The organism is Cellulomonas sp. P2_F12 (assembly GCF_056403775.1).
The window spans coordinates 1-21,618 of record NZ_JBFUEV010000002.1 but is presented as its reverse complement, the minus strand read 5'-3'; the positions used below and the strand labels follow the sequence as shown (position 1 = coordinate 21,618).

17 protein-coding genes and 1 rRNA gene are annotated in these 21,618 nt (G+C 73.0%); 10 read left to right on the top strand and 8 right to left on the bottom strand.

The features are described 5' to 3' along the window. From AC1DWH_RS04970 to AC1DWH_RS04945, 6 genes are all read right to left on the bottom strand, one after another. A complete protein-coding gene (locus AC1DWH_RS04970) occupies window positions 1-2,040 on the bottom strand; it encodes a beta-galactosidase (RefSeq protein WP_477092749.1) in 2,040 nt (679 codons plus the stop codon). A 16-nt stretch (window positions 2,041-2,056) separates the two neighbouring features. Beyond that, on the bottom strand, window positions 2,057-2,998 hold the full coding sequence (locus tag AC1DWH_RS04965) for an aldo/keto reductase (RefSeq protein WP_477092748.1): 942 nt from the start codon (window positions 2,996-2,998) through the stop codon (window positions 2,057-2,059). Continuing rightward, window positions 2,995-3,867 carry a carbohydrate ABC transporter permease gene (locus tag AC1DWH_RS04960; RefSeq protein WP_477092747.1) on the bottom strand — a complete coding sequence of 291 codons (873 nt, stop codon included), beginning with the start codon at window positions 3,865-3,867 and terminating at the stop codon, window positions 2,995-2,997. Before AC1DWH_RS04960 ends, AC1DWH_RS04965 begins: the two co-directional genes overlap by 4 nt. Beyond that, a complete protein-coding gene (locus AC1DWH_RS04955) occupies window positions 3,867-4,826 on the bottom strand; it encodes a carbohydrate ABC transporter permease (protein WP_477092746.1) in 960 nt (319 codons plus the stop codon). Before AC1DWH_RS04955 ends, AC1DWH_RS04960 begins: the two co-directional genes overlap by 1 nt. A gap of 66 nt (window positions 4,827-4,892) precedes the next feature. Further along, window positions 4,893-6,203, bottom strand: a complete 1,311-nt coding sequence (locus AC1DWH_RS04950) for an ABC transporter substrate-binding protein (protein ID WP_456847601.1) — start codon at window positions 6,201-6,203, stop codon at window positions 4,893-4,895. Between the two features lie 194 nt (window positions 6,204-6,397). Next, window positions 6,398-7,399: a LacI family DNA-binding transcriptional regulator gene (locus AC1DWH_RS04945; RefSeq protein ID WP_477092745.1), complete on the bottom strand. Its 1,002-nt coding sequence runs from the start codon at window positions 7,397-7,399 to the stop codon at window positions 6,398-6,400. Between the two features lie 192 nt (window positions 7,400-7,591). Between AC1DWH_RS04945 and yicI the strand changes: the two genes are divergently transcribed. The 6 genes from yicI (at window position 7,592) to AC1DWH_RS04915 (ending at window position 14,445) form a co-directional block, all read left to right on the top strand. Next, a complete protein-coding gene (yicI, locus tag AC1DWH_RS04940) occupies window positions 7,592-9,868 on the top strand; it encodes an alpha-xylosidase (RefSeq protein WP_477092744.1) in 2,277 nt (758 codons plus the stop codon). A 201-nt stretch (window positions 9,869-10,069) separates the two neighbouring features. Then, window positions 10,070-11,512: a GH1 family beta-glucosidase gene (locus tag AC1DWH_RS04935; RefSeq protein ID WP_477092743.1), complete on the top strand. Its 1,443-nt coding sequence runs from the start codon at window positions 10,070-10,072 to the stop codon at window positions 11,510-11,512. Between the two features lie 257 nt (window positions 11,513-11,769). Then, on the top strand, window positions 11,770-12,069 hold the full coding sequence (locus AC1DWH_RS04930) for a hypothetical protein (protein WP_477092742.1): 300 nt from the start codon (window positions 11,770-11,772) through the stop codon (window positions 12,067-12,069). Continuing rightward, a complete protein-coding gene (locus tag AC1DWH_RS04925) occupies window positions 12,066-12,908 on the top strand; it encodes an HAD family hydrolase (protein WP_477092741.1) in 843 nt (280 codons plus the stop codon). The genes AC1DWH_RS04930 and AC1DWH_RS04925 overlap by 4 nt, the downstream gene beginning before the upstream one ends. Continuing rightward, window positions 12,905-13,669, top strand: a complete 765-nt coding sequence (locus AC1DWH_RS04920) for an alpha/beta hydrolase (RefSeq protein ID WP_477092740.1) — start codon at window positions 12,905-12,907, stop codon at window positions 13,667-13,669. Before AC1DWH_RS04925 ends, AC1DWH_RS04920 begins: the two co-directional genes overlap by 4 nt. Continuing rightward, entirely contained in the window at window positions 13,666-14,445 is a 780-nt protein-coding gene (locus AC1DWH_RS04915) for an alpha/beta fold hydrolase (RefSeq protein ID WP_477092739.1), read from the top strand. Before AC1DWH_RS04920 ends, AC1DWH_RS04915 begins: the two co-directional genes overlap by 4 nt. 20 nt (window positions 14,446-14,465) lie before the next feature. Here the strand turns inward: AC1DWH_RS04915 and AC1DWH_RS04910 are convergent, their stop codons facing one another. Both AC1DWH_RS04910 and AC1DWH_RS04905 read right to left on the bottom strand, forming a co-directional pair. After that, window positions 14,466-14,897, bottom strand: coding sequence for a hypothetical protein (locus AC1DWH_RS04910; protein ID WP_477092738.1), 432 nt, complete (start codon window positions 14,895-14,897; stop codon window positions 14,466-14,468). Window positions 14,898-14,921: 24 nt separating this feature from the next. Further along, entirely contained in the window at window positions 14,922-17,105 is a 2,184-nt protein-coding gene (locus AC1DWH_RS04905; protein WP_477092737.1) for a hypothetical protein, read from the bottom strand. 220 nt (window positions 17,106-17,325) lie between these two features. Here AC1DWH_RS04905 and AC1DWH_RS04900 point away from each other — a divergent pair, with 220 nt between their 5' ends. The 4 genes from AC1DWH_RS04900 to AC1DWH_RS04885 all read left to right on the top strand — a co-directional run. Continuing rightward, window positions 17,326-18,825, top strand: a complete 1,500-nt coding sequence (locus AC1DWH_RS04900; protein ID WP_477092736.1) for a hypothetical protein — start codon at window positions 17,326-17,328, stop codon at window positions 18,823-18,825. Further along, entirely contained in the window at window positions 18,822-19,829 is a 1,008-nt protein-coding gene (locus tag AC1DWH_RS04895) for a DUF8094 domain-containing protein (protein ID WP_477092735.1), read from the top strand. The genes AC1DWH_RS04900 and AC1DWH_RS04895 overlap by 4 nt, the downstream gene beginning before the upstream one ends. Before the next feature lie 57 nt (window positions 19,830-19,886). Further along, window positions 19,887-20,825: a co-chaperone YbbN gene (locus AC1DWH_RS04890; protein WP_456847585.1), complete on the top strand. Its 939-nt coding sequence runs from the start codon at window positions 19,887-19,889 to the stop codon at window positions 20,823-20,825. A gap of 582 nt (window positions 20,826-21,407) precedes the next feature. Next, window positions 21,408-21,618 (top strand): 16S ribosomal RNA (locus AC1DWH_RS04885); the annotation flags it as partial.

Below are 21,618 nucleotides of genomic sequence, written 5' to 3'. Positions count from 1 at the left end.
TCAGGACGGGGTGCTGGTCAGCGTCCACCCGTCCCTCGAACGCTCGCGCACGACGGCGTAGCCGAGGCCGGCCACCGACAGGCCGTCGTCGGTCGCGACGGAGCCCAGCAGCTCCTCACCGGGTCCGCGGACGACGACCGGACGGTCGGAGTGGTTGAGCACGAACAGGTAGGTCGCCTCGGCGCCCCGCCGGCGGACGACCTCGACGCCGGGCGGCACGTCCGCGAGGACGGGCGCGACGCCGGCCCTCGCGGCCAGGGACCCGAGGAAGCCGGTGATCGACGCTTCGTCGAGGGCGGTGGACACGTAGGTCGCGGTGCCACCGGACGGGTCCGTCGCCCGGGTGATCGCCGGGCTGCCGTCGAGGTCCCCGCCGGTGTAGGTGGCGACGGCCGAGGCGGTCGTCGGCTGGACGAGCTCCGACCAGGTCTGCCCGCGCATGCCGCCCGTGAGCTCGACGTGCTCGCCGGGCGCCAGCGGCGCCAGGTGCTCGACGCGCACGCCGAGCAGGTCGCGCAGGCGCCCGGGGTAGCCGCCGGTGACCACGTGCAGGTGCTCGTCGGCGATCCCCGTGAACGGTCCGACCACCAGGTGTCCTCCGCCGCGCACGTAGGCCTCGAGCGAGTCGACCGCGGCGTCGTCCATCGCGAACATGCTCGGGACCACGACCAGCCGGTAGCCCGACAGGTCGCGGCCCGGCGGCACGAAGTCGACCGCGACGCCCGCGTGCCACAGCGCGCGGTGCGTGGACCGGACGGCGTCGGAGTAGGTCAGGTGGTCGGACGGCAGCGACCGGTTCTCCAGCGCCCACCACCCCTCGGCGTGCCACCAGACGGCGACGTCGGCATCGACCACCCGGCCGTCGGCGGGCGGCTCCGTGATCTCCGCGATCGCGTCGAGGGCAGCCCCCAGCTCGCACATCGCCCGGTAGGTCGCCGAGTCGGCGCCCGCGTGCGGCACCATCGCACCGTGCCACGCCTCGGACCCGGCGGCGGACGCGCGCCACTGGAAGAACAGCGACGACTGCGCGCCGCGGGCGACGTACGACAGCGAGTTGCGCACGGCGCGCCTCGGGTCCTTGAACGCGATCCGGCCGTGGACGGAGATGGAGCTCGCCGACTGCTCCATGAGCAGCCACGGCCGCCCGTCGGACCACGACCGCGTGAGGTCCGCCGCGTAGGCCACGTGCGCCTCGCCGTCGGGGCCGGTCGTGTCGAGGTAGTGGTCCATCGACACCACGTCCTGCTCGGCGGCCCAGCTCCACTGCTCCAGGTGGTTCCACGTCGGCAGCATGAAGTTCGTCGTGACCGGGGCCGTCGAGCCCGCCGCGCGGATCTGCTCGGTCTGCTCGCGCAGGCAGTCGAGCAGCTCGTCGGAGAAGAACCGGCGGAAGTCGACCGCGTGGGTCGGGTTGTGCAGGTACTGCGTGGCGCGCGGCGGCTGGATCTGCTCCCAGGAGCCGTAGTGCTGGCTCCAGAACGCGGTCGCCCAGGCGTCGTTCAACGCGTCGAGCGTGCGGTAGCGGTCGCGGAGCCAGGTGCGGAACGACTCTGCGACGTGGTCGCACCAGCAGAACGTCCCGTACTCGTTGTGCACGTGCCACGCCCGCAGGGCCGGGTGGTCGCCGTAGCGCTCGGCCAGCGCCGCGGCGATCCGGCGGGCAGCGGTGCGATAGGCGGGCGCGCACGCGCAGTACGTGTCGCGGCTCCCGTGCGTGAGGCGCGTCCCGTCGGCCAGCACCGGCAGCGCGTCCGGGTGCGCCAGCGAGAACCAGGGGGGCGGCGACGCGGTGGGGGTGGCCAGCACGACGCCGATGCCGCCGTCGTGCAGCAGGTCGAGCACGTCGTCCAGCCAGCCGAACTCGTACCGGCCCTCCTCGGGCTCCAGCAGGGCCCAGGAGAACACGCCGACGGTCGCGGTGTTGACCCCGGCGCGCTGCATGAGCTCGACGTCCTGCTGCCACACCTCGCGCGGCCACTGCTCCGGGTTGTAGTCGCCGCCGAACCAGAACCGGTCCGTGCGCAGCGGTGCCTTGCTCATCGTGCTCCTGTCGTCGTCAGCGGCCGTCGGGCCCGAGCCACACGTCGCGGTGGGGGAGGTACGCGCGCAGCTCGTCCCACAGCTCGTCGGGGATGTCCTGCCGCGCCCACGCGAGCGCCTGCTCGATCTGCTCGGGCCGGCTCGCGCCCACGATCGTCGAGGTGATCCGCGGGTCGCGGGTGCTGAGCTGCAGCGCGGCAGCGGGGAGATCGACGCCGTGGCGTGCGCACGCCGCCGCGATCTGGTCGAGCGCCGCGAGATGCTCCGCGGTGGCCGGCCGGTAGGCGTAGAGCGGCGGGTCGGCGCGGCGGCCCGCGAGGATGCCGCCGCCGAACGGCGCGGCGTTGAAGGCAGCGACCCCGAGCTCGGCGCAGGCATCGAGCACGCCGTCCGAGGACCGGTCCAGCAGGGTCAGCCGGTTGTGGGTGATCGCGGCGTCGAAGGCGCCGGTCCGGATGTACTGCTCCATCATCGCGGACGGGCCGCCTGCGACCCCGACCAGCCCGATCACGCCCTCGTCCCGGAGCCGCAGCAGCGCGTCGACCGCCCCGCCGGGCGCCATCGCCTCCTCGAACGTCGTGCGCTCCGGGTCGTGCAGGTGGACCAGCGGGAGGTGCTCGAGGCTCAGCCGCTCGCAGCTCTCCTCGACGCTGCGGCGCACCCGGTCGCCCGAGAAGTCGGCCGACCCGGGCGGCGGGTCGACCTTCGTGGCGACCGCGTGCCCGGCCGGCACCCCGCCCAGCCGGCGCAGCACCCGGCCGATGCGCCGCTCGCTCTGGTCGTAGTCGTTGCTCGTGTCGAGAAGGGCGAGGGGGCCGGTCAGGGCGGCCTCGATCGTCGCCTCCGCCACCTCGTCCGCGAGCGACTCGCGGCCGAGGGCGGACGCGCCGACCGTGAGCACGCTCACCGGGAAGCCGCCCAGCACGACCGTCCGGGCAGGGTCGGGGGCGAGGCTCATCCCTTGAGCCCTCCGCTGAGCAGGTCGAGCCGCCAGAAGCGCTGGAGGAAGAGCAGGAGCGCGACGAGCGGGATGATCGACAGGGCCGCGCCGACGATCGCGATGCTGTACAGCGCCGGTTCGCCGGACCCCTTCGAGAGCAGGGTGTACAGGCCCACGGTGATCGGGTACTTGTTCTGGTCCGAGAGCATGATGAACGGCAGCAGGAAGTTGTTCCAGATGCCGACGAACTGCAGCATGAACACGGTCACCATGCCCGGGAGCATCATCGGCAGCCCGATCGAGGTGAAGATCCGGGCCTCGCTCGCGCCGTCCAGCCGGGCGGCCTCCATCGTCTCCATCGGCACCGACGCGGCGGCGAAGACGCGCGACAGGTAGATGCCGAACGGGGAGATGATCGCGGGCACCAGCACCGAGAGGTACGAGCCCGCCATCCCGATCTTGGACATCAGCAGGTACTGCGGGATCGCGAGCGTGATCCCCGGGATGAGCACGCCCGCGAGGATCGCGAAGAAGATCGCGTTGCGGCCGCGGAACTGGTACTTCGCGAGCCCGTAGCCGGCCATCGTCGAGACGAGCATGGACAGGATGGCGCCGACGCCGGCGTACAGGAGGCTGTTCAGTGCCCAGGTCATGTACTGCCCGTCGCCGTAGGCGAACAGGTCCCGCAGGTTGTCGACGAGCCCGTTGCCGGGAGCGAACGTGAAGGTGGTGAACAGCTGCGACTTCGACTTGGTCGAGGCCGTGATGACCCACAGGACCGGGATCAGGCAGTAGACCGCGCCGAGCACGATCACTCCGGTCGGCACGGCCTTGGTCAGGAACGACGTCCGCGTCTGCAGCGGACGCACCGCCGTGATCGTCGCCATCAGTCCTCCCCGAAGGCGCGCTTCTGCGTCACGCGCAGCAGCAGGACGGAGAGCAGGACGGTGAGGACGGCGAGGATCACGGACGACGCGGCCGCGAGCGGCAGGTCGTCGCGGGTGAACGCGTCGCGGTAGATCGTCATGAGGGGGACCCACGTCTGGGTGATGGCGCTCGTCATCGGGCGCAGGGTGGTGGGCTCGCCGTAGACCTGCAGGGTGCCGATCAGCGAGAAGAGGCCGGTCAGGATGAGCGCGGGCGACACCAGCGGGATCTTGACCCGCCAGGCGATCTGCCGCTCGTCGGCCCCGTCGATCCGGGCGGCGTCGTAGATCTCCGACGGGATCCCGCGCAGCGAGGTGTAGATGATGATCATGTTGAAGCCCACGCCGCCCCAGATCGCGATGTTGGCGACTGAGCCGAAGATCTCGGGGTTCTCGAGGAAGGGGATCGAGCCCCAGCCGAGTGCCCGCGTGATGTAGCTGAACGGGCTCGTCGCCGGGAGGTACATGAAGCCCCACATCAGCGAGGCGACCACCCCGGGGACCGCGTACGGGATGAAGATCGCGGTCCGCGAGAAGCGCTTCGCGCGGGTCACCGTCGAGTCGAGCAGGAGCGCGAACAGCAGGGCGAGGCCGAGGGTCAGCGGGATCGCGATGGCGCCGTAGATCGCGAGCCGTCCGAAGCCGGCCAGGAAGTCGGGGTCGGTCAACGCGGCGACGTAGTTGTGCAGCCCGACGAACACCTCGGTCCGCTTGCCGAACGCACCGCCGCCGACCAGCCGCAGCCCGCGGAAGCTCAGCCAGACGGAGTACAGCATCGGGACCAGCAGGAAGGCCACGAACAGCACGACCGCGGGGGCGAGGAAGACGTAGGGGGCGATCGTCCCGCGGCGGGGCCGGTTCCCGGAGGGTGCCGTCACGGTCGCGGTGACCGGCGGCGTGAGCGTGGTGGGGATGGTCATGTCACTCTCCAGCGCGAGGTCGACCCCGACGCCCCGGGGCGTGCCGGGGCGTCGGGGTCGATAGCCTCACTCGTTGACGGTGAACCCGGTCGTCTTCATGTCGTCGACGACCACCTTCTGGGTGGCGGTCAACGCGTCACGCAGGGGCGTGCCGTTCTCCACCGCCTTGGCCATCGCGTCCTGGAACGCGCTCGACGCCACGTTGACGTTCGGCCCCCAGGTGATCGACGGGATCGTGTCGGCGGCGATGCTCGACGCGAGCTTCCAGAAGTCCGTCTGCTGCGGCATCAGGACGGGCGGGGCGGACGTCTCGGCCTTGGTCTGGCCCAGCGTCGAGGCCGGGTACTGGCCGGTGTCCAGCTGGATACCGGCGCCCTCGTCGCTGGAGTTGATCCAGGCGGCGAACTCGGCGGCCTCCTTGGGGTGCTTGGACGACGTCGTCACGACGACCGCCGAGCCGCCCTGGTACGCCACCGCGGTGTCGCCGGGCGTCCACTGGGGCAGGGGGGCCATCGCCCACTGGCCGGCCATGTCCGGAGCGACGCCGTAGATGACGCCCGGTGCCCAGAGCGCCGACGGCCAGGACAGGATCTGACCGGCGTTGACCTCCTGGTTCCACTGCGGCGTCAGCAGGTCCTCGACCTTGATGAGGTCGTTGTCGATGAGGTCCTGCCAGTAGTCGGCGACCTCCTTCGACGCCTCGTCGTCGATGCCGACGGTCCACGTGTCGCCGTCGACCGACCACCACTTGGCGCCCGCCTGCTGCGCCATGCCGGCGAAGAAGCCGAACTCCGTGGTGTTGAAGGTAGCGAGGTACGTGCTCGGGTCGGCGGTGTGCACGGCTTCGGCAGCCGTCTTGAACTCCGCCCACGTCGTCGGCACCTTGACGCCGAGCGCGTCGAGACGGGCCTTGTTGTAGACGAACGCCATGGGCCCGACGTCCTGCGGGACGCCGTAGATCGCGTCGTTGAACGTGGTCAGGCCCCAGGTGGAGTCGGTGAAGGACTTCTTGACGTCGTCGCCCACGTACTTCGTGATGTCGGCGGCCACGTCGCCGACGATCATGGCGGGGAGCGTCTGGTACTCGACGACGGACAGGTCCGGGGCGTTGCCGGCGCGCGTGGCCGTGAGCAGCTTGGCCGACGAGTCGGTGCCGCCGCCGGCGTCCGTGTGCTTCACCTGGATGTCGGGGTGCGCCTTGTTCCAGGCGTCGACGAGAGGGTCCTGTGCGGTGCCCCAGGCCCAGTACTGGAGGGTCACGGGTCCCGCGGCGGACTCGCCCGACCCGGCGTCGTCGCCGGCGCCGCTCGAGCAACCGACCAGGGCGAGGCTCGTTGCGGCGACCACTCCGACCGCCGTCAGCAGTCTCGAACGCATGTCACATCTCCTTCGACGTGTTCGGGTTCTTCGGGCGTGCACTTCGCTGTCAGGCGAAGCGCTTCGATGCGCCCACGGCGGTTAGTCTTGACGGCAAGATGTCCGGATGTCAATACGTGGATGGGGCCGAGAAGCCCGACGTGATGGCAGATTCGTCCGACGATTTCGAAACGCTTCGACGATTCCTGGGCGGATCAGCGTGCCGCGAAGACGCTCCCGCGCTCCTCGAGGGTCGGCGCGACGAGCCGCGTCTCGGCGACGCCGCCGCCCTCGAGCCGGGCCATGACCATCTCCACGGCGATCCGGCCGATGTCGTGCCCCGGCACGGTGATCGCGTCGATGGGTCGCTCGATCGACTCGGCGATGTGCGCCGCGTTGATGGCCACGATCGCCATCGACTCGCCCGTTCCGCGCCCGTGCCGCTCGAGGGCCTCGACCACCCCGGCCAGCGCGGCCTCGTTGTGGACCACCAGCCCGGTCGTCTCGGGATGCGTGGCCAGCAGCTCGTCCACGGCGGCGACGCCGCCGGCGTAGCTCGGCTCGCAGGGCACCACGACGACCGACGCGGAGTCGGTCGTCGCCTGCTCGACGACGCCGTCACGCATGCGGACCGCGTAGTTGGCTCGGTGCTCGAACCTGTCGCGCGAGGCGCCGATCAGGGCGAGCCGGCGGTGGCCGTGCACCGTGAGCTGGTGCGCAGCGAGCCTGCCCGCGGCCGCGAAGTCGAGGTCGACGCAGGAGAGGCCGCTCGTGTCGGCCGGCACGCCGATGAGCACCGCGGGGCGCGTGAGCGCCCGCAGGTACGGCAGGCGAGGGTCCTCGGACTCGATGTCCATGACGATGAGGGCGTCGGCGAGCGACGTCGCCGAGACCCGGTCGATGCCGCCGACGTCCTCCTGCGTGAGCAGCAGGACGTCGTGGTCGAACTGGCGCGCCGTGGTCAGCACCCCGGCCACGAACTCCATGATGATCGCCACGTTGATCCCGGGGCGGAACGGCACCATCAGGGCGATCACGTTGCTCCGGCTCGACGCCAGCGCCCGCGCGCCCGCGTGCGGGTGGAACGACAGCTCACGGATCGCCCGTTCGACGCGCTCGCGGGTCGGCTGCGAGATCGGCCGCTTGCCGCTCAGCACGTAGCTGACCGTGGAGACCGAGACCCCTGCCGCGCGAGCCACGTCGCCGATTGTCGCCATGGCGTCAGGGTAGCGGCAGGGGCACCCGGATGGTTCGACGGTGCTTATCGATACGCTTCGATTACCTTCTTCCGCACGGTAGGTGCACATTTCCGCAGCGATGCCGTACGCTCGGCCAGCGAAGCGCTTCGACGATGCGGCGAGCGCCTGCGACACTGCGTGGAGACGCAGCGCAGGCCCGAGAGGACGACGATGAAGTTCACCGACGGCTACTGGCAGACGCTCCCGGGCGTCACGGTGCTGCACCCGCGATCCGTGGTCGACGTCGAGGTCGGCGAGCAGGTGCTCACCGTGCACGCGGCGACCAAGGCGATCGCACGGCGTGGCGACACCCTGAACCGTCCGACGGTCTCCGTGACGTTCACCAGCCCCATGCCCGACGTCGTCCGGGTCCGGGTCGAGCACCACAGCGGCGGCGTTGACCGTGGGCCGTGGTTCGACGTCGCCGAGTCCACGGCCGACGTCAAGGTCACGGGAGCCGACGCCGACGGCGTGGCGACCTTCCGGTCGGGCGACCTCACGGCGCGCGTGTCCACGGCAGGGGAGTGGGACGTCGAGTTCGAGGCGGCGGGGCGGGTGCTCACCTCGTCGGGCGCCCGGTCGGTCGGCATCGCGACGGACGCGAAGGGCGACTCCTACGTCCACGAGCAGCTCGGCCTCGGCGTGCGCGAGCACGTCTACGGACTCGGCGAGCGGTTCGGCGCGTTCGTGAAGAACGGCCAGACGGTCGACATCTGGAACGAGGACGGCGGCACCGCGAGCGAGCAGGCGTACAAGAACGTCCCGTTCTACCTGTCCGACGCGGGCTACGGCGTCTTCGTCGACCACCCCGGGCACGTCTCGTTCGAGGTCGGCTCCGAGGCGGTGTCCCGCACGCAGTTCTCCGTCGCGGGCGAGTCGCTGCAGTACTATGTGATCCACGGACCGACGCCCAGGGACGTGCTGCGCCGCTACACCGCGCTGACCGGCCGCCCGGCGCGGGTGCCGGCCTGGTCGTACGGGCTGTGGCTGTCGACGTCGTTCACCACGCAGTACGACGAGGCGACCGTGATGTCGTTCGTCGACGGCATGGCCGAGCGCGGGCTGCCGCTGAGCGTCTTCCACTTCGACTGCTTCTGGATGCGCGCGTTTCACTGGACGGACTTCACGTGGGACCCGGCGACGTTCCCGGACCCGGAGGGGCTGCTGTCCCGGCTCCACGCCAAGGGGCTCAAGGTCTGCGTGTGGATCAACCCCTACATCGCGCAGCGCTCGAGCCTGTTCGAGGAGGGGCGCGCGGGCGGCTTCCTGGTGAAGCGCGCCGACGGCTCGGTCTGGCAGACGGACCAGTGGCAGGCCGGCATGGCCCTGGTCGACTTCACCAACCCCGACGCGGTCGCCTGGTACCAGGGGCACCTGCGGCGGCTGCTCGGTCAGGGTGTCGACGCGTTCAAGACCGACTTCGGCGAGCGGATCCCCACCGACGTGGTGTGGCACGACGGGTCCGACCCCGAGCGCATGCACAACTACTACACGCACCAGTACAACCGCGCGGTGTTCGACCTGCTCGAGGCCGAGCGCGGCGAGGGCGAGGCCGTGCTGTTCGCGCGGTCGGCGACGGCCGGCGGCCAGCAGTTCCCCGTGCACTGGGGCGGCGACTGCGAGTCCACCTTCGTCTCGATGGCGGAGTCGCTGCGCGGTGGCCTGTCGCTGTCGTCGTCGGGCTTCGGCTACTGGAGCCACGACATCGGCGGGTTCGAGGGCACGCCCGACGCCGCCGTGTTCAAGCGCTGGCTGCCGTTCGGGCTGCTCTCGTCGCACAGCCGGCTGCACGGCTCGGACTCGTACCGCGTGCCGTGGGCCTTCGACGACGAGGCCGTCGACGTCACCCGCACGTTCACCGAGCTCAAGCTCGCGCTCATGCCGTACCTCGGCCGCCTGGGCGCCGACGCGCACGAGCAGGGTCTGCCGGTGATGCGGCCGATGGTCCTCGAGTTCCCGGACGACCCGGGCGCGGCCACCGTCGACACGCAGTACATGCTCGGCGAGGACGTGCTCGTCGCGCCGGTCTTCTCCGCGGACGGGCAGGTCGACGTCTACGTGCCGGAGGGCGTCTGGACCTCGCTGCTCACCGGCGCGCAGGTCACCGGCCCGCGCTGGGTCCGCGAGCAGCACGGCTTCTCGTCGCTGCCCGTCTACGTGCGGCCCGGTGCGGTCCTGCCGGTCGGTGCGCGCACGGACCGGCCGGACTACGACTGGGCCGACGGCGTCACGCTGCGGCTGTTCGAGGTCGCCGACGGGCACCGCTCCGTCGTCACCGTGCCGGCGCCGGACGGGACCGAACCGGTCACGTTCGTCGTGCGGCGCGACGGCGGCACCGTACGCGTCGAGGCCCGGGGAGCGACGGCTCCGTGGAACGTGCAGGTCGGTCTCGACGGGCCCGCCGCACGCGCGACTGCGGGGCAGGCCGCGGTCGAGCTCTCGCTCTGAGGGCTCCCACCACCTCAGGGGCAACCCGGGTGGCGGGAGCGTTCCCACGGCGTGTATCGTATCGTTTCGACAAACCGGGGCGAGGTGTGTGGAAGCGCGGCACGGACGCCGCTCGTCGCCCGCCGCCCAGCCCCTGCAGACCCGCTGCGTCGACCCGCAGCCGCCGCCCGCACCAGTCCGTTCGACCTGAAGGACCCGCACATGACGACCACGCGCCCCTCCGGACGCCAGTTCCCCGCCGACTTCCTCTGGGGGTCGGCCACCGCGTCGTACCAGATCGAGGGCGCGTTCGACGAGGACGGACGCCTGCCGTCCATCTGGGACACGTTCTCCCGCACGCCCGGCAAGGTGCTCGACGGCGACACGGGTGACGTCGCGGCGGACCACTACCACCGCGTGCCGCAGGACGTCGCGATCATGCAGGACCTGGGCCTGCAGGCCTACCGCTTCTCCATCGCGTGGCCCCGCGTGCAGCCCACCGGCTCCGGCGAGTTCAACCAGGCCGGCCTCGACTTCTACGTCGACCTCGCCGACCGGCTGATCGCCGCCGGCATCAAGCCCGTCGCCACGCTGTACCACTGGGACCTCCCGCAGCCGCTCGAGGACGAGGGCGGCTGGGCCAACCGCCAGACGGCCCTCAACTTCGAGAAGTACGCGCGCAAGCTCGCCGAGGTGCTGGGTGACCGCATCCACCTGTGGACCACGCTGAACGAGCCGTGGTGCTCCGCGTTCCTCGGCTACGCCTCCGGCGTGCACGCCCCCGGCGTCACCGACGACGCGTCGGCACTCGCGGCCGTGCACCACCTGAACCTCGCGCACGGCCTGGCCGGTCGTGCGATCAAGGACGTGCTCGGGCAGGACACGCCGATCTCGGTGACCCTCAACCTGCACGTCACCCGCGCGGCGTCGGACGCCCCCGAGGACGTCGAGGCCAAGCGCCGGATCGACACCATCGCCAACGAGGTGTTCCTCGGCCCGATGCTCGACGGCGAGTACCCCAAGCAGGTCTTCGCGGACACCGAGCACATCAGCGACTGGTCCTTCGTCCTCGACGGCGACCTCGACCTGATCCAGGTGCCGCTGGCGCTGCTGGGCATCAACTACTACTCGACCGGTCGCGTCCAGCACGGCACGCCCGCCGGCGGCGACGGCACCCCGGGCCCGGACGGGCACCGCTCGTCGGAGAACAGCCCGTGGGTCGGCGCCGGCAACGTGGAGTTCCTCCCGCAGCCCGGCCCGCACACCGCGATGGGCTGGAACATCGAGCCCCAGGGCCTGGTCGATCTGCTGCTCGAGATCCACGACCGCTACCCGCGCATCCCCATGGCCATCACCGAGAACGGCGCCGCCTTCTACGACGAGGTCAGCGAGGACGGCCGGGTGCACGACGCCGACCGCGTGGCCTACCTGCACGACCACATCGACGCCGTCGGCGAGGCCATCGAGCGCGGCGCCGACGTGCGCGGCTACTTCGTGTGGTCCCTGATGGACAACTTCGAGTGGTCCTACGGGTACGACCGCCGCTTCGGCGTGGTCCGCGTCGACTACGACTCCCTCGAGCGGACGGTCAAGGACTCGGGCCTCTGGTACCGCGAGCTCCTGCGCACCAACGCGATCCCGACCCCGGAGTCTGCCGCCCTCTGACGCACGTCCACGACGTCCGCGCCCCCTCGGGAGCGCGGACGTCGTCGTTCCCACCCCACGACGTCCGCACTCGGTCGGGCTCCGACCCCCACGAGTGCGGACGTCGCTTCTGCTCCCGCAACGTCCGAGCAAGTAGCTGCCCCGACGCCTACGTGCTCGGACGTCCCGCTCACCACCACCACGCGCAACGTCCGCACTCGGTGAGCCCAGGGCCCCACGAGTGCGGACGTCCCGTCGCGGTGGGGGAGGATGGGGACGTGGGACGACGATCGACGAAGCGGCCGTACGGCGCCGAGCACGTCGAGCTCGACCTCGACCGGGCCACCGGCGGCCGCCGCTCGGAGACCGCCCCCGACGGCGAGTGGGTGGTCCAGCAGGTCCGCGGGTCCGACCGCGCGTTCCGCTGCCCGGGCTGCGACCAGCTGGTGACGGCCGGGACCGGCCACGTCGTCGCCTGGCGCACCGACGGCCTGTTCGGCGAGGCCCTCGACGACCGCCGGCACTGGCACACGTCGTGCTGGCAGGCACGCGGCCGCCGCGGACCCACGCGCCGATGACAGAGACGCGCGCGCCGCGGCTTCTCGCGACCGATCTCGACGGCACCCTCCTGCGCCCCGACGGCTCGCTGTCGGAGCGCACGGCCCGCGCACTGGTCCGGGCCGCCGACGCCGGGATCGAGGTGGTGTTCGTGACGGCGCGGCCACCTCGCTGGCTGCGCGACCTCGCGCCGCACGTCGCCGGGCACGGCATCGCCATCTGCGCCAACGGCGCCGCCGTGCTCGAGGTCGGCACCGGGAAGGTGCTCGCGGAGCGCGGGATGGACCCGGCACTGGTCGGCGGCATCGCGGACCGGGTCCGAGCCGCCTGGGGAGGCCCGGAGCACGTGCACCTCGCGGCGGAGAGCGGCGCCGGCTTCGCGCACGAGACCCGGTTCCGCTCCACGCACCACGTGCCGGCGGGGAGCCCGACGGCCGACCGGATCGAGGACGTGCTCGGGCCGTCGACGTACAAGCTGCTGGTCCGCAGCACCCGGCCCACCACCGACGACTTCGCCACCGAGCTGGCAGCGGTCGTCGGCGACCTCGGGGTGGTGGCCGACTCGGGTGCGGTCGGCCTGGGGGAGATCTCCGGCCCGGGGATCACGAAGGCCGCGACCCTGGCCGACTGGTCGGCGGCCCGCGGGATCGACCCGGCCGACGCCTGGGCGGTCGGGGACGCCCCGAACGACCTGTCGATGCTCGGCTGGGCGGGCACGTCGTTCGCGATGGCCAACGCGCACCCGGCCGTCCTCGCGGCCGCGACCCGGCGGTGCGCCTCCAACGCCGACGACGGCGTGGCCGACGTGCTCGACCTCGCGGGTGCCCTCGCCGAGCGCGGCCTAGGCTCGTCCCGATGACCACGAACACGACCGACCCCGGCCTCATCCGCTCGCTCACGGTCCTGCCGGCCGCCCGCCAGGACGTCGAGCTGCACACCGCCGACGGCCTCACGCTCGTCGGCGAGCTGGCGCGGCCGGCCGCCACGCCCCCGGTCGCCACGCTGGTGACGCTGCACCCGCTGCCGACGCACGGCGGCTACATGGACTCGCACGTCTTCCGGAAGGCGGCGTGGCGGCTGCCGGCCCTCGCGGACCTCGCGGTCCTGCGCTTCAACACCCGGGGCACGTCCAGCCCGCGCGGCACCAGCGGCGGCGCGTTCGACGGCGGCGCCGCCGAGCGGTACGACGTGCACGCCGCGATCGAGTTCGCCGAGTTCCACGACCTGCCGAAGCGCTGGCTGGTCGGCTGGTCGTTCGGCACCGAGCTGGTGCTCATGCACGGCCGCGACCCGTCGATCGAGGGCGCGATCCTCCTGTCCCCGCCGCTGCACCGTGCCACGGACGCGGACCTCGACGCCTGGGCGGAGCTCGGCAAGCCGCTGGTCGTCCTCGTGCCGGAGCTCGACGACTACCTGCGTCCCGAGGAGGCCCGCCGCCGGTTCGCCCGCGTCCCGCAGGCCGAGGTCATCGGCGTCGACGGTGCCAAGCACCTCTGGGTGGGCGAGACCGCGGTCCGCCGGGTGCTCGACGAGATCGTCGCCCACGTGGTCCCGGGCCACGAGCTCCCGCTGCCGACGCACTGGGCCGGTCCGAGCACGACGGCGGAGGACGACGCATGAGCCTGCACACCTATCGCGACGGGGGCGACGGTGTCCCCGTCGTGCTCCTGCACGGCTTCCCGCTGGACCACCGGATGTGGGACGCCGTCGCGGCCGCGATCCCGGCCGGTCGCGCGGTGCACGCCGTCGACCTGCCGGGCACCCCGGGCTCGGCCACGGACCTGCCTGAGCCGGCGCTCGAGGCCTCGGCCGACCTGGTCGCCGCGGACCTGCGGTCGGCCGGCGTCGAGCGCGCCGTGGTCGCCGGCCTGTCGATGGGCGGCTACGTGGCCCTCGCGCTGCTCGAGCGGCACCCCGACCTGATCGCCGGTCTCGCGCTGGTCGACACGAAGTCCACCGCCGACGCCCCCGAGGCGCACGCCAACCGGCTGCGCATCGCGGCCGAGGTCGAGACCGCCGGCACGGTCGACGCGGTCCGACCGATGTCGTCGTCGCTCCTGGGCGAGACCACCCGGGCGGCACGGCCCGGGCTCGCCGACGAGGTCGCCGCCTGGATCGACCAGCAGCCGCCCGCGGGCATCGCCTGGTCGCAGCGGGCGATGGCGGCACGCCCCGACCGCTCCGACGTGCTCGGCGCGTACCGCGGGCCGGTCGTGGTCGTCGTCGGAGACGAGGACACGGTCACGCCGGTCGAGGCTGCCGAGCACCTGGTCGCGACCGCCGCGGACGCCCGGCTCGTCGTCGTGCCGCACGCCGGCCACCTCTCGGCCGTGGAGCAGCCCGCCGCGGTCGCGGCCGCGCTGGCCGAGCTGGCCCAGGTCGTCGACTCCGGGTAGGAGTCAGCGACGCGTAGGGGTCAGCGACCCAGCACCCGCGCGAGCGCCTCTGACATATCCAGCGACTCGCCGTCCTTGCCGCCCGCGCCGATCACCAGCGGGGGAGCGGACGGCTCGGGGGTCACGCCGCGGAAGCGCGCTGCCAGGCTCGACGGCGTCGTGAGCACGTAGAACTTGCCGGCCGTGTCGATCGCCACCGTCTCGTCCCGCCGCAGGTACCAGCCGGTCAGCGGCGTCCGGTAGCGGGCCCGCCCGTCGTAGCTGCGCGCCGACAGCTCGACGGGCTGCGGGCCGAACCGGGTCACCCGGACCAGGAACGCGTCGATCAGCTCCTGTGCCCGCGCGGACTCGGCCCGCTGCCGGTCGGCCAGCAGCTCACCGTGCGCGGCAGCCGCGGCGCGCCGCTCCTCGCGCCAGCGGGCGGTCGCGTCGGACGAGGTCTGATCGGTCACGGGTGCCCTTCCGACGTCTGCCCGTCAGCGGGTCGGCGCGGCTGCGTCGTCCTTCTCGGCGGGCTGCTCGTCCTGGGCATCGGCAACGGGGGCCTCGCCCTTGACGTCGGCCGGCGCCTCGACGGACTCGGCCTTGTCGTCCGTGGCGGGCTCGGCGACCTCGGGCTTGTCGGACCCCTCGGCAGCGGGCGCCTCCTCCACGACCGGCACGGCTGCGGACACCGGCGCCGGGCGCGACTTCGTCGGACGCGACGCCGGGCGCGCGGGCTTGCCGGCGGGAGCGGAGGCGTCGTCGGCACCCTTGGCGGGCGCCTTCGCGGCAGCCGGAGCGGACTTCTGCTCCTTCTCGAACGCGGCCTCGGCCCGGGTCGCCCGCTCGAGCGTCGCCCGGTCGGGGTTGTGGCCGAGCAGGTTGCGCAGCTCGTCGAGGTAGGAGGTGATCGACTCGCGCTGGCGGTTGAGGTCCTCGACCTGCCGCGTGGCGGACGTGCGCTCGCGCTCCGACTCGATCATGGCGTCGGAGATCTGCTTCTCGGCGTGCTCGCGGGCCTCGGCCACGACGCGGTCGGCGTTCTTGCGCGCGTTGGAGATGAGCTCCTTGGCGTGCTGCTCGGCGTCGGTGCGGACCTTGTCGGCCTGCGCCAGCGCCTTGGCGACCCGCTGCTCGGCCTCGGCCGCGTGCGCCTCGGCGTCGCGCACCAGGTGCTCGGTCTCGGCCCGTGCCGTCTCGTGGCGCTCGGCGTCCTCGCGCTCGGCGGCCTCGCGGCGGGAGGCGATGGTCAGCTCCGCGTCCGCCAGCTGCTGCTCGGCGGAGCGCACCAGCTCGTCGGCGTGCGTCTTCGCCGACGTGGTGAGCTCGGCCGCGGCCCGACGCGCGTCGGTGAGCGCGCGCTCGACCTCGAGGCGGGTGCGCTCGCGCAGCTCGCCGGTCTCCCGGTCGGCGGCCGACCGGAGCTCGCCGGTCTCGCGTGCGGTGACCTCCTGGAGCTCCGCGGCCTCGCGGGTCGTGACGTCGCGCAGGTGGGCGGTCTCGTGGGTGGCGCGCTCGCGCAGCTCGCCGGTCTCGCGCTCGGCCTGCGCCCGCAGGTCGGCCGCGTACCGCTCGGCGTCGCCGCGCAGGGCCACGACCGTCTGGTCGGACTCGGCCCGCTGGGCCGCGAGCTCGTCGGACGTCTTCGAGCGCAGCTCGCCGGTCTCGCGCTCGGCCTGGGCGCGGACGAAGGCCGCGTACTGCTCGGCCTCGACGCGCAGGGCGGCCACCTCGGCGGCGACCCGCTGCTGCAGCGCGGCGGCATCCCGCTCGGCCGCCGCACGCACGCCGTCGGCGTACTCCTGCGTCTGCACGCGCAGCGACGTGACCTCCTCGGCGGCCTGCTGGCGGGCGGCGCCCACCTCGGCCGCGGCGTCGCTGCGCTGCTGCGCCACGTACCGGTCGACCTCGACCCGGGCTGCGGCCAGCTCGGCCTCGACGCGCTGACGCAGCTCGGTGGTGTCGGCGTCCGCACCCTGTCGCAGGTCCTGCGCGTAGCGCTCGGCGTCCTCGCGCTGGGCGGTGGTCTCGATCTCGGCGCGCGACCGCAGCTCGCTGGCGGTCCGCTCGGTCGCGATGCGCAGCTGCGTCGCCTCGTGCTCGACGCTGGCGCGCAGCGTTCCGAGCTCGCGCTCGAGCGAGCTGCGCCGCTCGCTCTCCTCGGTGGTGATGGCGCTCTGGATGCGGGCGGCCTCGCGCTCGGCGGAGCCGACGAGCTCCTCGGCCCGGCGCTGCGCGGCCAGGAGCGTGCTCTCGGCCTCCGACGACGCCGTCGTGCGGACCTCGTCCGCCTCGCGGCGGGCGGTGGCGACGACCTCGGCGACCTCGTTCTCGGCGCGGGCGCGCAGCTGGCCGGAGGCGAGCTTGGCGCGGGCCAGCGCGTCGGCGGCCTGGGCGTTCGCCTGCGTCACGACGTCCGAGGACTGCTCCTCGGCGGAGCGCAGGAGCTGCTCGATGCGCGAGCCCAGCCCGGAGTAGGTGGGGCGCTCGGCCTCGCGGAGCTGGCGGTGCGCCTCGGAGAGCTCACCGGCGACCTGCATGGCGCGGCCGTCGAGCGACTCCACCTGGGCGCGGGCGTCGGCGAGGGCCTTCTCGAGCCCGGAGATGCGTTCGTCGACGGCTTCGCGCTCGTATCCACGGAAGTTGACGACGGGGAAAGGGGTCCGGGCGTCGGGCACGAGCAGTCCTCCTGGGCACGGTGGCTCCGCGCGGAGCGGCCTCGGTCGAGGCGCTCGTCGACTACCGGAGCCCGGCGGACAGGATACGCGTGTTCACGGTGCTGCGGTCGGCCTCCTGCGCTCGCCTGCACACCCGGGACGATCCGTCCACTCGATCCCGGTTCGGTCGTGACGAGCCCCTCTGCCTATCCTGGGGCCTCTCGTCCCTGGAGGATCCTGCGTGCTCAAGCGACTGATCATCGCCGCCGTCGGCGTCGTCGGACTGGTCGTCATCGGTCTCGGCATCGCGTCCGCGACGGTGTGGCGAGCCGACGACGTGCTCGTGGCGACGACGTCCGGCGACCAGCACACCCTCGTCACCGAGCCCGGTGTCCTGGAGCTCGGCGGAGACCCCGTCACCGTCAAGGTCACGGTGCCCGGCGGCGGCCCGGTCGTCCTCGCCGTCGGTCGCGACACCGACGTCGCCGGCTGGGTGGGTTCCGACGCGCACGGCACCGTCACCGGCCTGTCCGGCTGGCACTCGCTCGCCGTCGACGACGTCGCCGCCCCGGCCCCGAGCCCGGCACCGACCGACGCGGCCACCGCGCCGCCGGCGGACGCAGCCACGCCGACCCCCTCCGAGGGTGCCGCCGAGGCGCCGGCCACCGCGGCCGACCCGACGGGTTCCGACCTGTGGGTCGCCGAGGTCAGCGGCACCGGTTCCGCGCAGCTCGTGTGGCCCGCGCAGGAGGGCCGCTGGAGCCTGCTGGCGGTCAGCACCGGAACCTCCGCGCCGACCCTCTCGCTGGCGTGGCCCCGCGTCGTCACGACGCCGTGGCTCTGGCCCTGCGTCGTCGTCGGCGCCCTGCTCGTGCTGCTCGCTGGCTGGCTCCTCCTGCGCGACGTCCGCCGTCGCCGGGCCGGGCTCGACGAGCCGGTCTGGCACCCCGTCACCACCGGCGCCATCCCGGCCGTCACCGCCGGGGTCGCCGTGGGAGACGTCGACGACATCCCGGTCCTGACCCGTCGCCAGCTCCGGGAGGCGGCGCAGGCCCGCGCCGCGCGACCCCGCACGGGCTCGTTCCCGAAGGTCCCCACCACCACGGGATCCGTTCCTGCGACGACGCCGACCGGCAGCGAGGCTCCGGCCGTGACACCGGCCGTCGTGGCCACGAGCCGCCGCGACCTGAGGCCGCCCACGGGGTCCGTGCCTGCGGTACCTCCTGCCGCGGCGCCCGCCGCTGCGGCCGTCGCATCCGACCGCGCCGTCCCGGCGTCGGGCTGGACACCGACCGCCCCGGCCGCCGACGTCGCGCGGACGCCCGCCACACCGGTCGACCCGCCCGCCGGCACACCGCACGGCCGCCCCTCGTGGGCCCACGCCGCAGCACCGGCTCCGTCCGCGGCCGGTGCGGCCGGCGCGGCCTCCGCCGCGGGCGCGGCTGACGCGCCGACGAACCCCGCCCCGGACCCGAAGGACCCGACCGCCTGGTCGGCGGGCCCGCCTCCTCCGGGCGCGCGCCTGCGCCCGGGCTCGCCCGCCGGTCCCGACGCCGAGCCCGTGCACGCGGGACGGCCGGCCTGGGTCCGGACGACGACGCCGGAGCCCGCACCCGCCGACGAGGCCGCCACGGCCGGCTCGCGGGCCGACGCGTGGCGCCGGGCCTGGGGCCTGCCCCCCACGGAGGGCGACGCCCCGACCGAGCCGGACACCGACGAGACCACGGAGGAGGGTCGATGACGCGCACCGCCTGGTCCCGCCGGGTCGTCGCGGCCCTCGGCAGCGTGCTGCTGCTCGGGCTCGCGGCGTGCGGCAACCCGCTCCCGGAGGCCCAGCCCGAGCCGGTCCCCGCCGTCCCGCCGGCCGCCACGACCGTCGTGCAGTCCCAGGACGTGCTGACCGACCTCGGCGCCGTGCTGGCCGCGGCCGACGCCGCGCTCGACCCGGCCCAGCTCCCGCCGCGGGTGTTCGGACCGGCGCTGGCCGTGCGCTCGGCGGAGTACGTCCGCGCCAACGCGACCGCGGGCGCGAAGGCCCCGACCGCGCTCCCCACCGACGCGCAGGCGCTGATCGTGCCGCAGACCGACGAGTGGCCACGGACCCAGCTGGTCGTCACCAAGCAGCCCGACGACCTGCAGGCCCCGCGCATCCTCGTCATGCAGCAGGCCGCGCCCCGCGACCCGTACAAGCTGTGGGGCTGGGGCCGGATGGGCGCGGGCGTCCAGATGCCCCCCACCGCCTCGCCCGAGACCGGCAGCCCGGTGCTCGCGCCGGACGCCACCGGCCTGGTGGTGACCCCGACCGAGGCGCTCCAGCAGTACGCCGACGTGCTGGCCAACGGAGACGCCTCGGCCTTCGCCGCGACGTTCGCCCCGGACACGTTCCGGTCGAGCATCGAGGCGGCCCGCGCGGCGACGGCGGCGGGCGTCCAGGCGGCCGGGACGGCCAGCGAGACCTACACGCCCGAGGCCGCGCCGGTCGTCAGCCTCGGCACGGTGGACGGCGGCGCGATCGTCGTCGGCCAGCTCACCACGGTGTCGACGGTGACGCTGACGGTCGCGGGTGGGACGATCCCCATCTCCGACCCCTTCTATGCAGCGCTCACCGGCAAGCAGAGCGCCGGCAGCAACTTCGTCCGGACGTTCACCGACGTGCTGGTCATGTACGTGCCCCCGGCAGGCAGCGGAGCACCCGTGCAGCTGCTCGCCGCCGAGCACGCCGTCACGTCGGCCACGGCCGAGTGACCGACCGATAGCCCGACCGACCACCCACCGACGCAGGCCTCGAAGGAAGATCGACGCATGTCCCAGCCCACCGGACCCCGCCCCCGCCTCGACGTCCGCGGCGCGGTCGACCTCTCGACGCTGAACCGCCCCGCGACCCCGGCCCCGGGCAGCCCCGGCGGCCTGCCGGCGCCGGGCACCTACGTCGTCGACGTGGACCAGGGGTCGTTCCCGGCGCTGGTGCAGAGCTCGACCGAGTACCCGGTGGTCGTCGTCCTCTGGTCCCCGCGCAGCGAGGCCAGCGCGACGGTCGCAGCGGACCTGGCCGCGCTCGCCGACGAGGACGGTGGGCGCTGGCTGCTGGCGCGCATCGACGCCGAGGCCAACCCGCAGATCGCCCAGGCGTTCCAGGCGCAGAGCGTGCCGACGGTCGTCGCGGTGCTGGCCGGGCAGCCGCTCCCGTTGTTCCAGGGCGCCTACCCGCTCGACCAGGTGCGCGCGGTCCTCGACCAGGTGCTCGCTGCGGCCGAGGCGAACGGCATCACCGGACGGGCCGCACCGACCACCGGCGGGGAGCCGGCGGAGGAGGAGCCCGAGCCGGAGCTCCCGCCGCTGCACCAGGCCGCGTACGACGCCATCGAGGCCGACGACCTCGCCGCGGCGACCGCCGCCTACGAGCAGGCGCTCAAGGAGAACCCTCGCGACGCCCTCGCCCGCGCCGGCCTGGCCCAGGTCGGCCTGCTCGAGCGGACGCGCGACGCGGACCTCCAGGCAGCACGCGCCGCTGCGGCCGCCGACCCGTCCGACGTCGACGCGCAGCTGGCGGTCGCCGACCTCGACATCCTCGGCGGCAAGGTCGAGGACGCCTTCGCGCGACTGATCGACGTGCTCCGCACGACGTTCGGCCCCGAGCGTGAGCGCGTCCGCGTGCGCCTGGTCGACCTGTTCGAGGTGATCGGCGGCGAGGATCCCCGCGTCATCGCCGCCCGACGCGCCATGGCCAGCGCCCTGTACTGAGCGTTCGCCCAGGTCAGCGGCATATCGACCGACGTGACCCGCGTCACCGGCCACGGATTTGCCACCTGCGCCGGACGCTGCGTAATGTTCTCGATGTCGCCCGGCAGGGAGGAACGGACACCGCGGATCGCACCGCAGTGGCTGGTCCCCCGGGCAGACCACCCCGGACACTCCGACTGGCGATCTGATCGTCGGTCAACGTGGAGCGTCCGGAAGCGGAACCGCTGGTTCTCACCGCAACAAATGCCCTCTGACGAGGGGGTTTGACGCGGAGGGGCCGCTCCGCTAAGTTAGAACGGTTGCCTCCGGACAGGTTGAAAGGCCTGGAGGGATGCGCGTCTGTTCCTTGAGAACTCAACAGTGTGCCAAATAGTCGATGCCATATGGCTCGCTATCGGAGGTGTTTGCGGCCCGTTTGGGTTGTGGGTGCTGAGGTGGTGGGTCTTGGTTGAGATTGGTGTCCGTTCTTCCACCTCCGTGGGGGGCGGGTGCCACAATTCAGCCGAATCTGATTGGTCCTTATCGGGACCGTTTCGTGTGTCGGTTGCTCTGCTGCTTCGGTGGTGGGGTGCCATGTAGACATTTACGGAGAGTTTGATTCTGGCTCAGGACGAACGCTGGCGGCGTGCTTAACACATGCAAGTCGAACGGTGATGGCCAGCTTGCTGGTCTGATCAGTGGCGAACGGGTGAGTAACACGTGAGCAACCTACCCCAGACTCTGGAATAACCATGGGAAACGATGGCTAATACCGGATACGAGACACACACGCATGTGTGGTGTCTGGAAAGAT

Coding starts and splice junctions, on each gene's coding strand:
- AC1DWH_RS04970 (WP_477092749.1), bottom strand. CDS start 2,040: ATGAGCAAGGCACCGCTGCGCACGGACCGGTTCTGGTTCGGCGGCGAC.
- AC1DWH_RS04965 (WP_477092748.1), bottom strand. CDS start 2,998: ATGAGCCTCGCCCCCGACCCTGCCCGGACGGTCGTGCTGGGCGGCTTC.
- AC1DWH_RS04960 (WP_477092747.1), bottom strand. CDS start 3,867: ATGGCGACGATCACGGCGGTGCGTCCGCTGCAGACGCGGACGTCGTTC.
- AC1DWH_RS04955 (WP_477092746.1), bottom strand. CDS start 4,826: ATGACCATCCCCACCACGCTCACGCCGCCGGTCACCGCGACCGTGACG.
- AC1DWH_RS04950 (WP_456847601.1), bottom strand. CDS start 6,203: ATGCGTTCGAGACTGCTGACGGCGGTCGGAGTGGTCGCCGCAACGAGC.
- AC1DWH_RS04945 (WP_477092745.1), bottom strand. CDS start 7,399: ATGGCGACAATCGGCGACGTGGCTCGCGCGGCAGGGGTCTCGGTCTCC.
- yicI (WP_477092744.1), top strand. CDS start 7,592: ATGAAGTTCACCGACGGCTACTGGCAGACGCTCCCGGGCGTCACGGTG.
- AC1DWH_RS04935 (WP_477092743.1), top strand. CDS start 10,070: ATGACGACCACGCGCCCCTCCGGACGCCAGTTCCCCGCCGACTTCCTC.
- AC1DWH_RS04925 (WP_477092741.1), top strand. CDS start 12,066: ATGACAGAGACGCGCGCGCCGCGGCTTCTCGCGACCGATCTCGACGGC.
- AC1DWH_RS04920 (WP_477092740.1), top strand. CDS start 12,905: ATGACCACGAACACGACCGACCCCGGCCTCATCCGCTCGCTCACGGTC.
- AC1DWH_RS04915 (WP_477092739.1), top strand. CDS start 13,666: ATGAGCCTGCACACCTATCGCGACGGGGGCGACGGTGTCCCCGTCGTG.
- AC1DWH_RS04895 (WP_477092735.1), top strand. CDS start 18,822: ATGACGCGCACCGCCTGGTCCCGCCGGGTCGTCGCGGCCCTCGGCAGC.
- AC1DWH_RS04890 (WP_456847585.1), top strand. CDS start 19,887: ATGTCCCAGCCCACCGGACCCCGCCCCCGCCTCGACGTCCGCGGCGCG.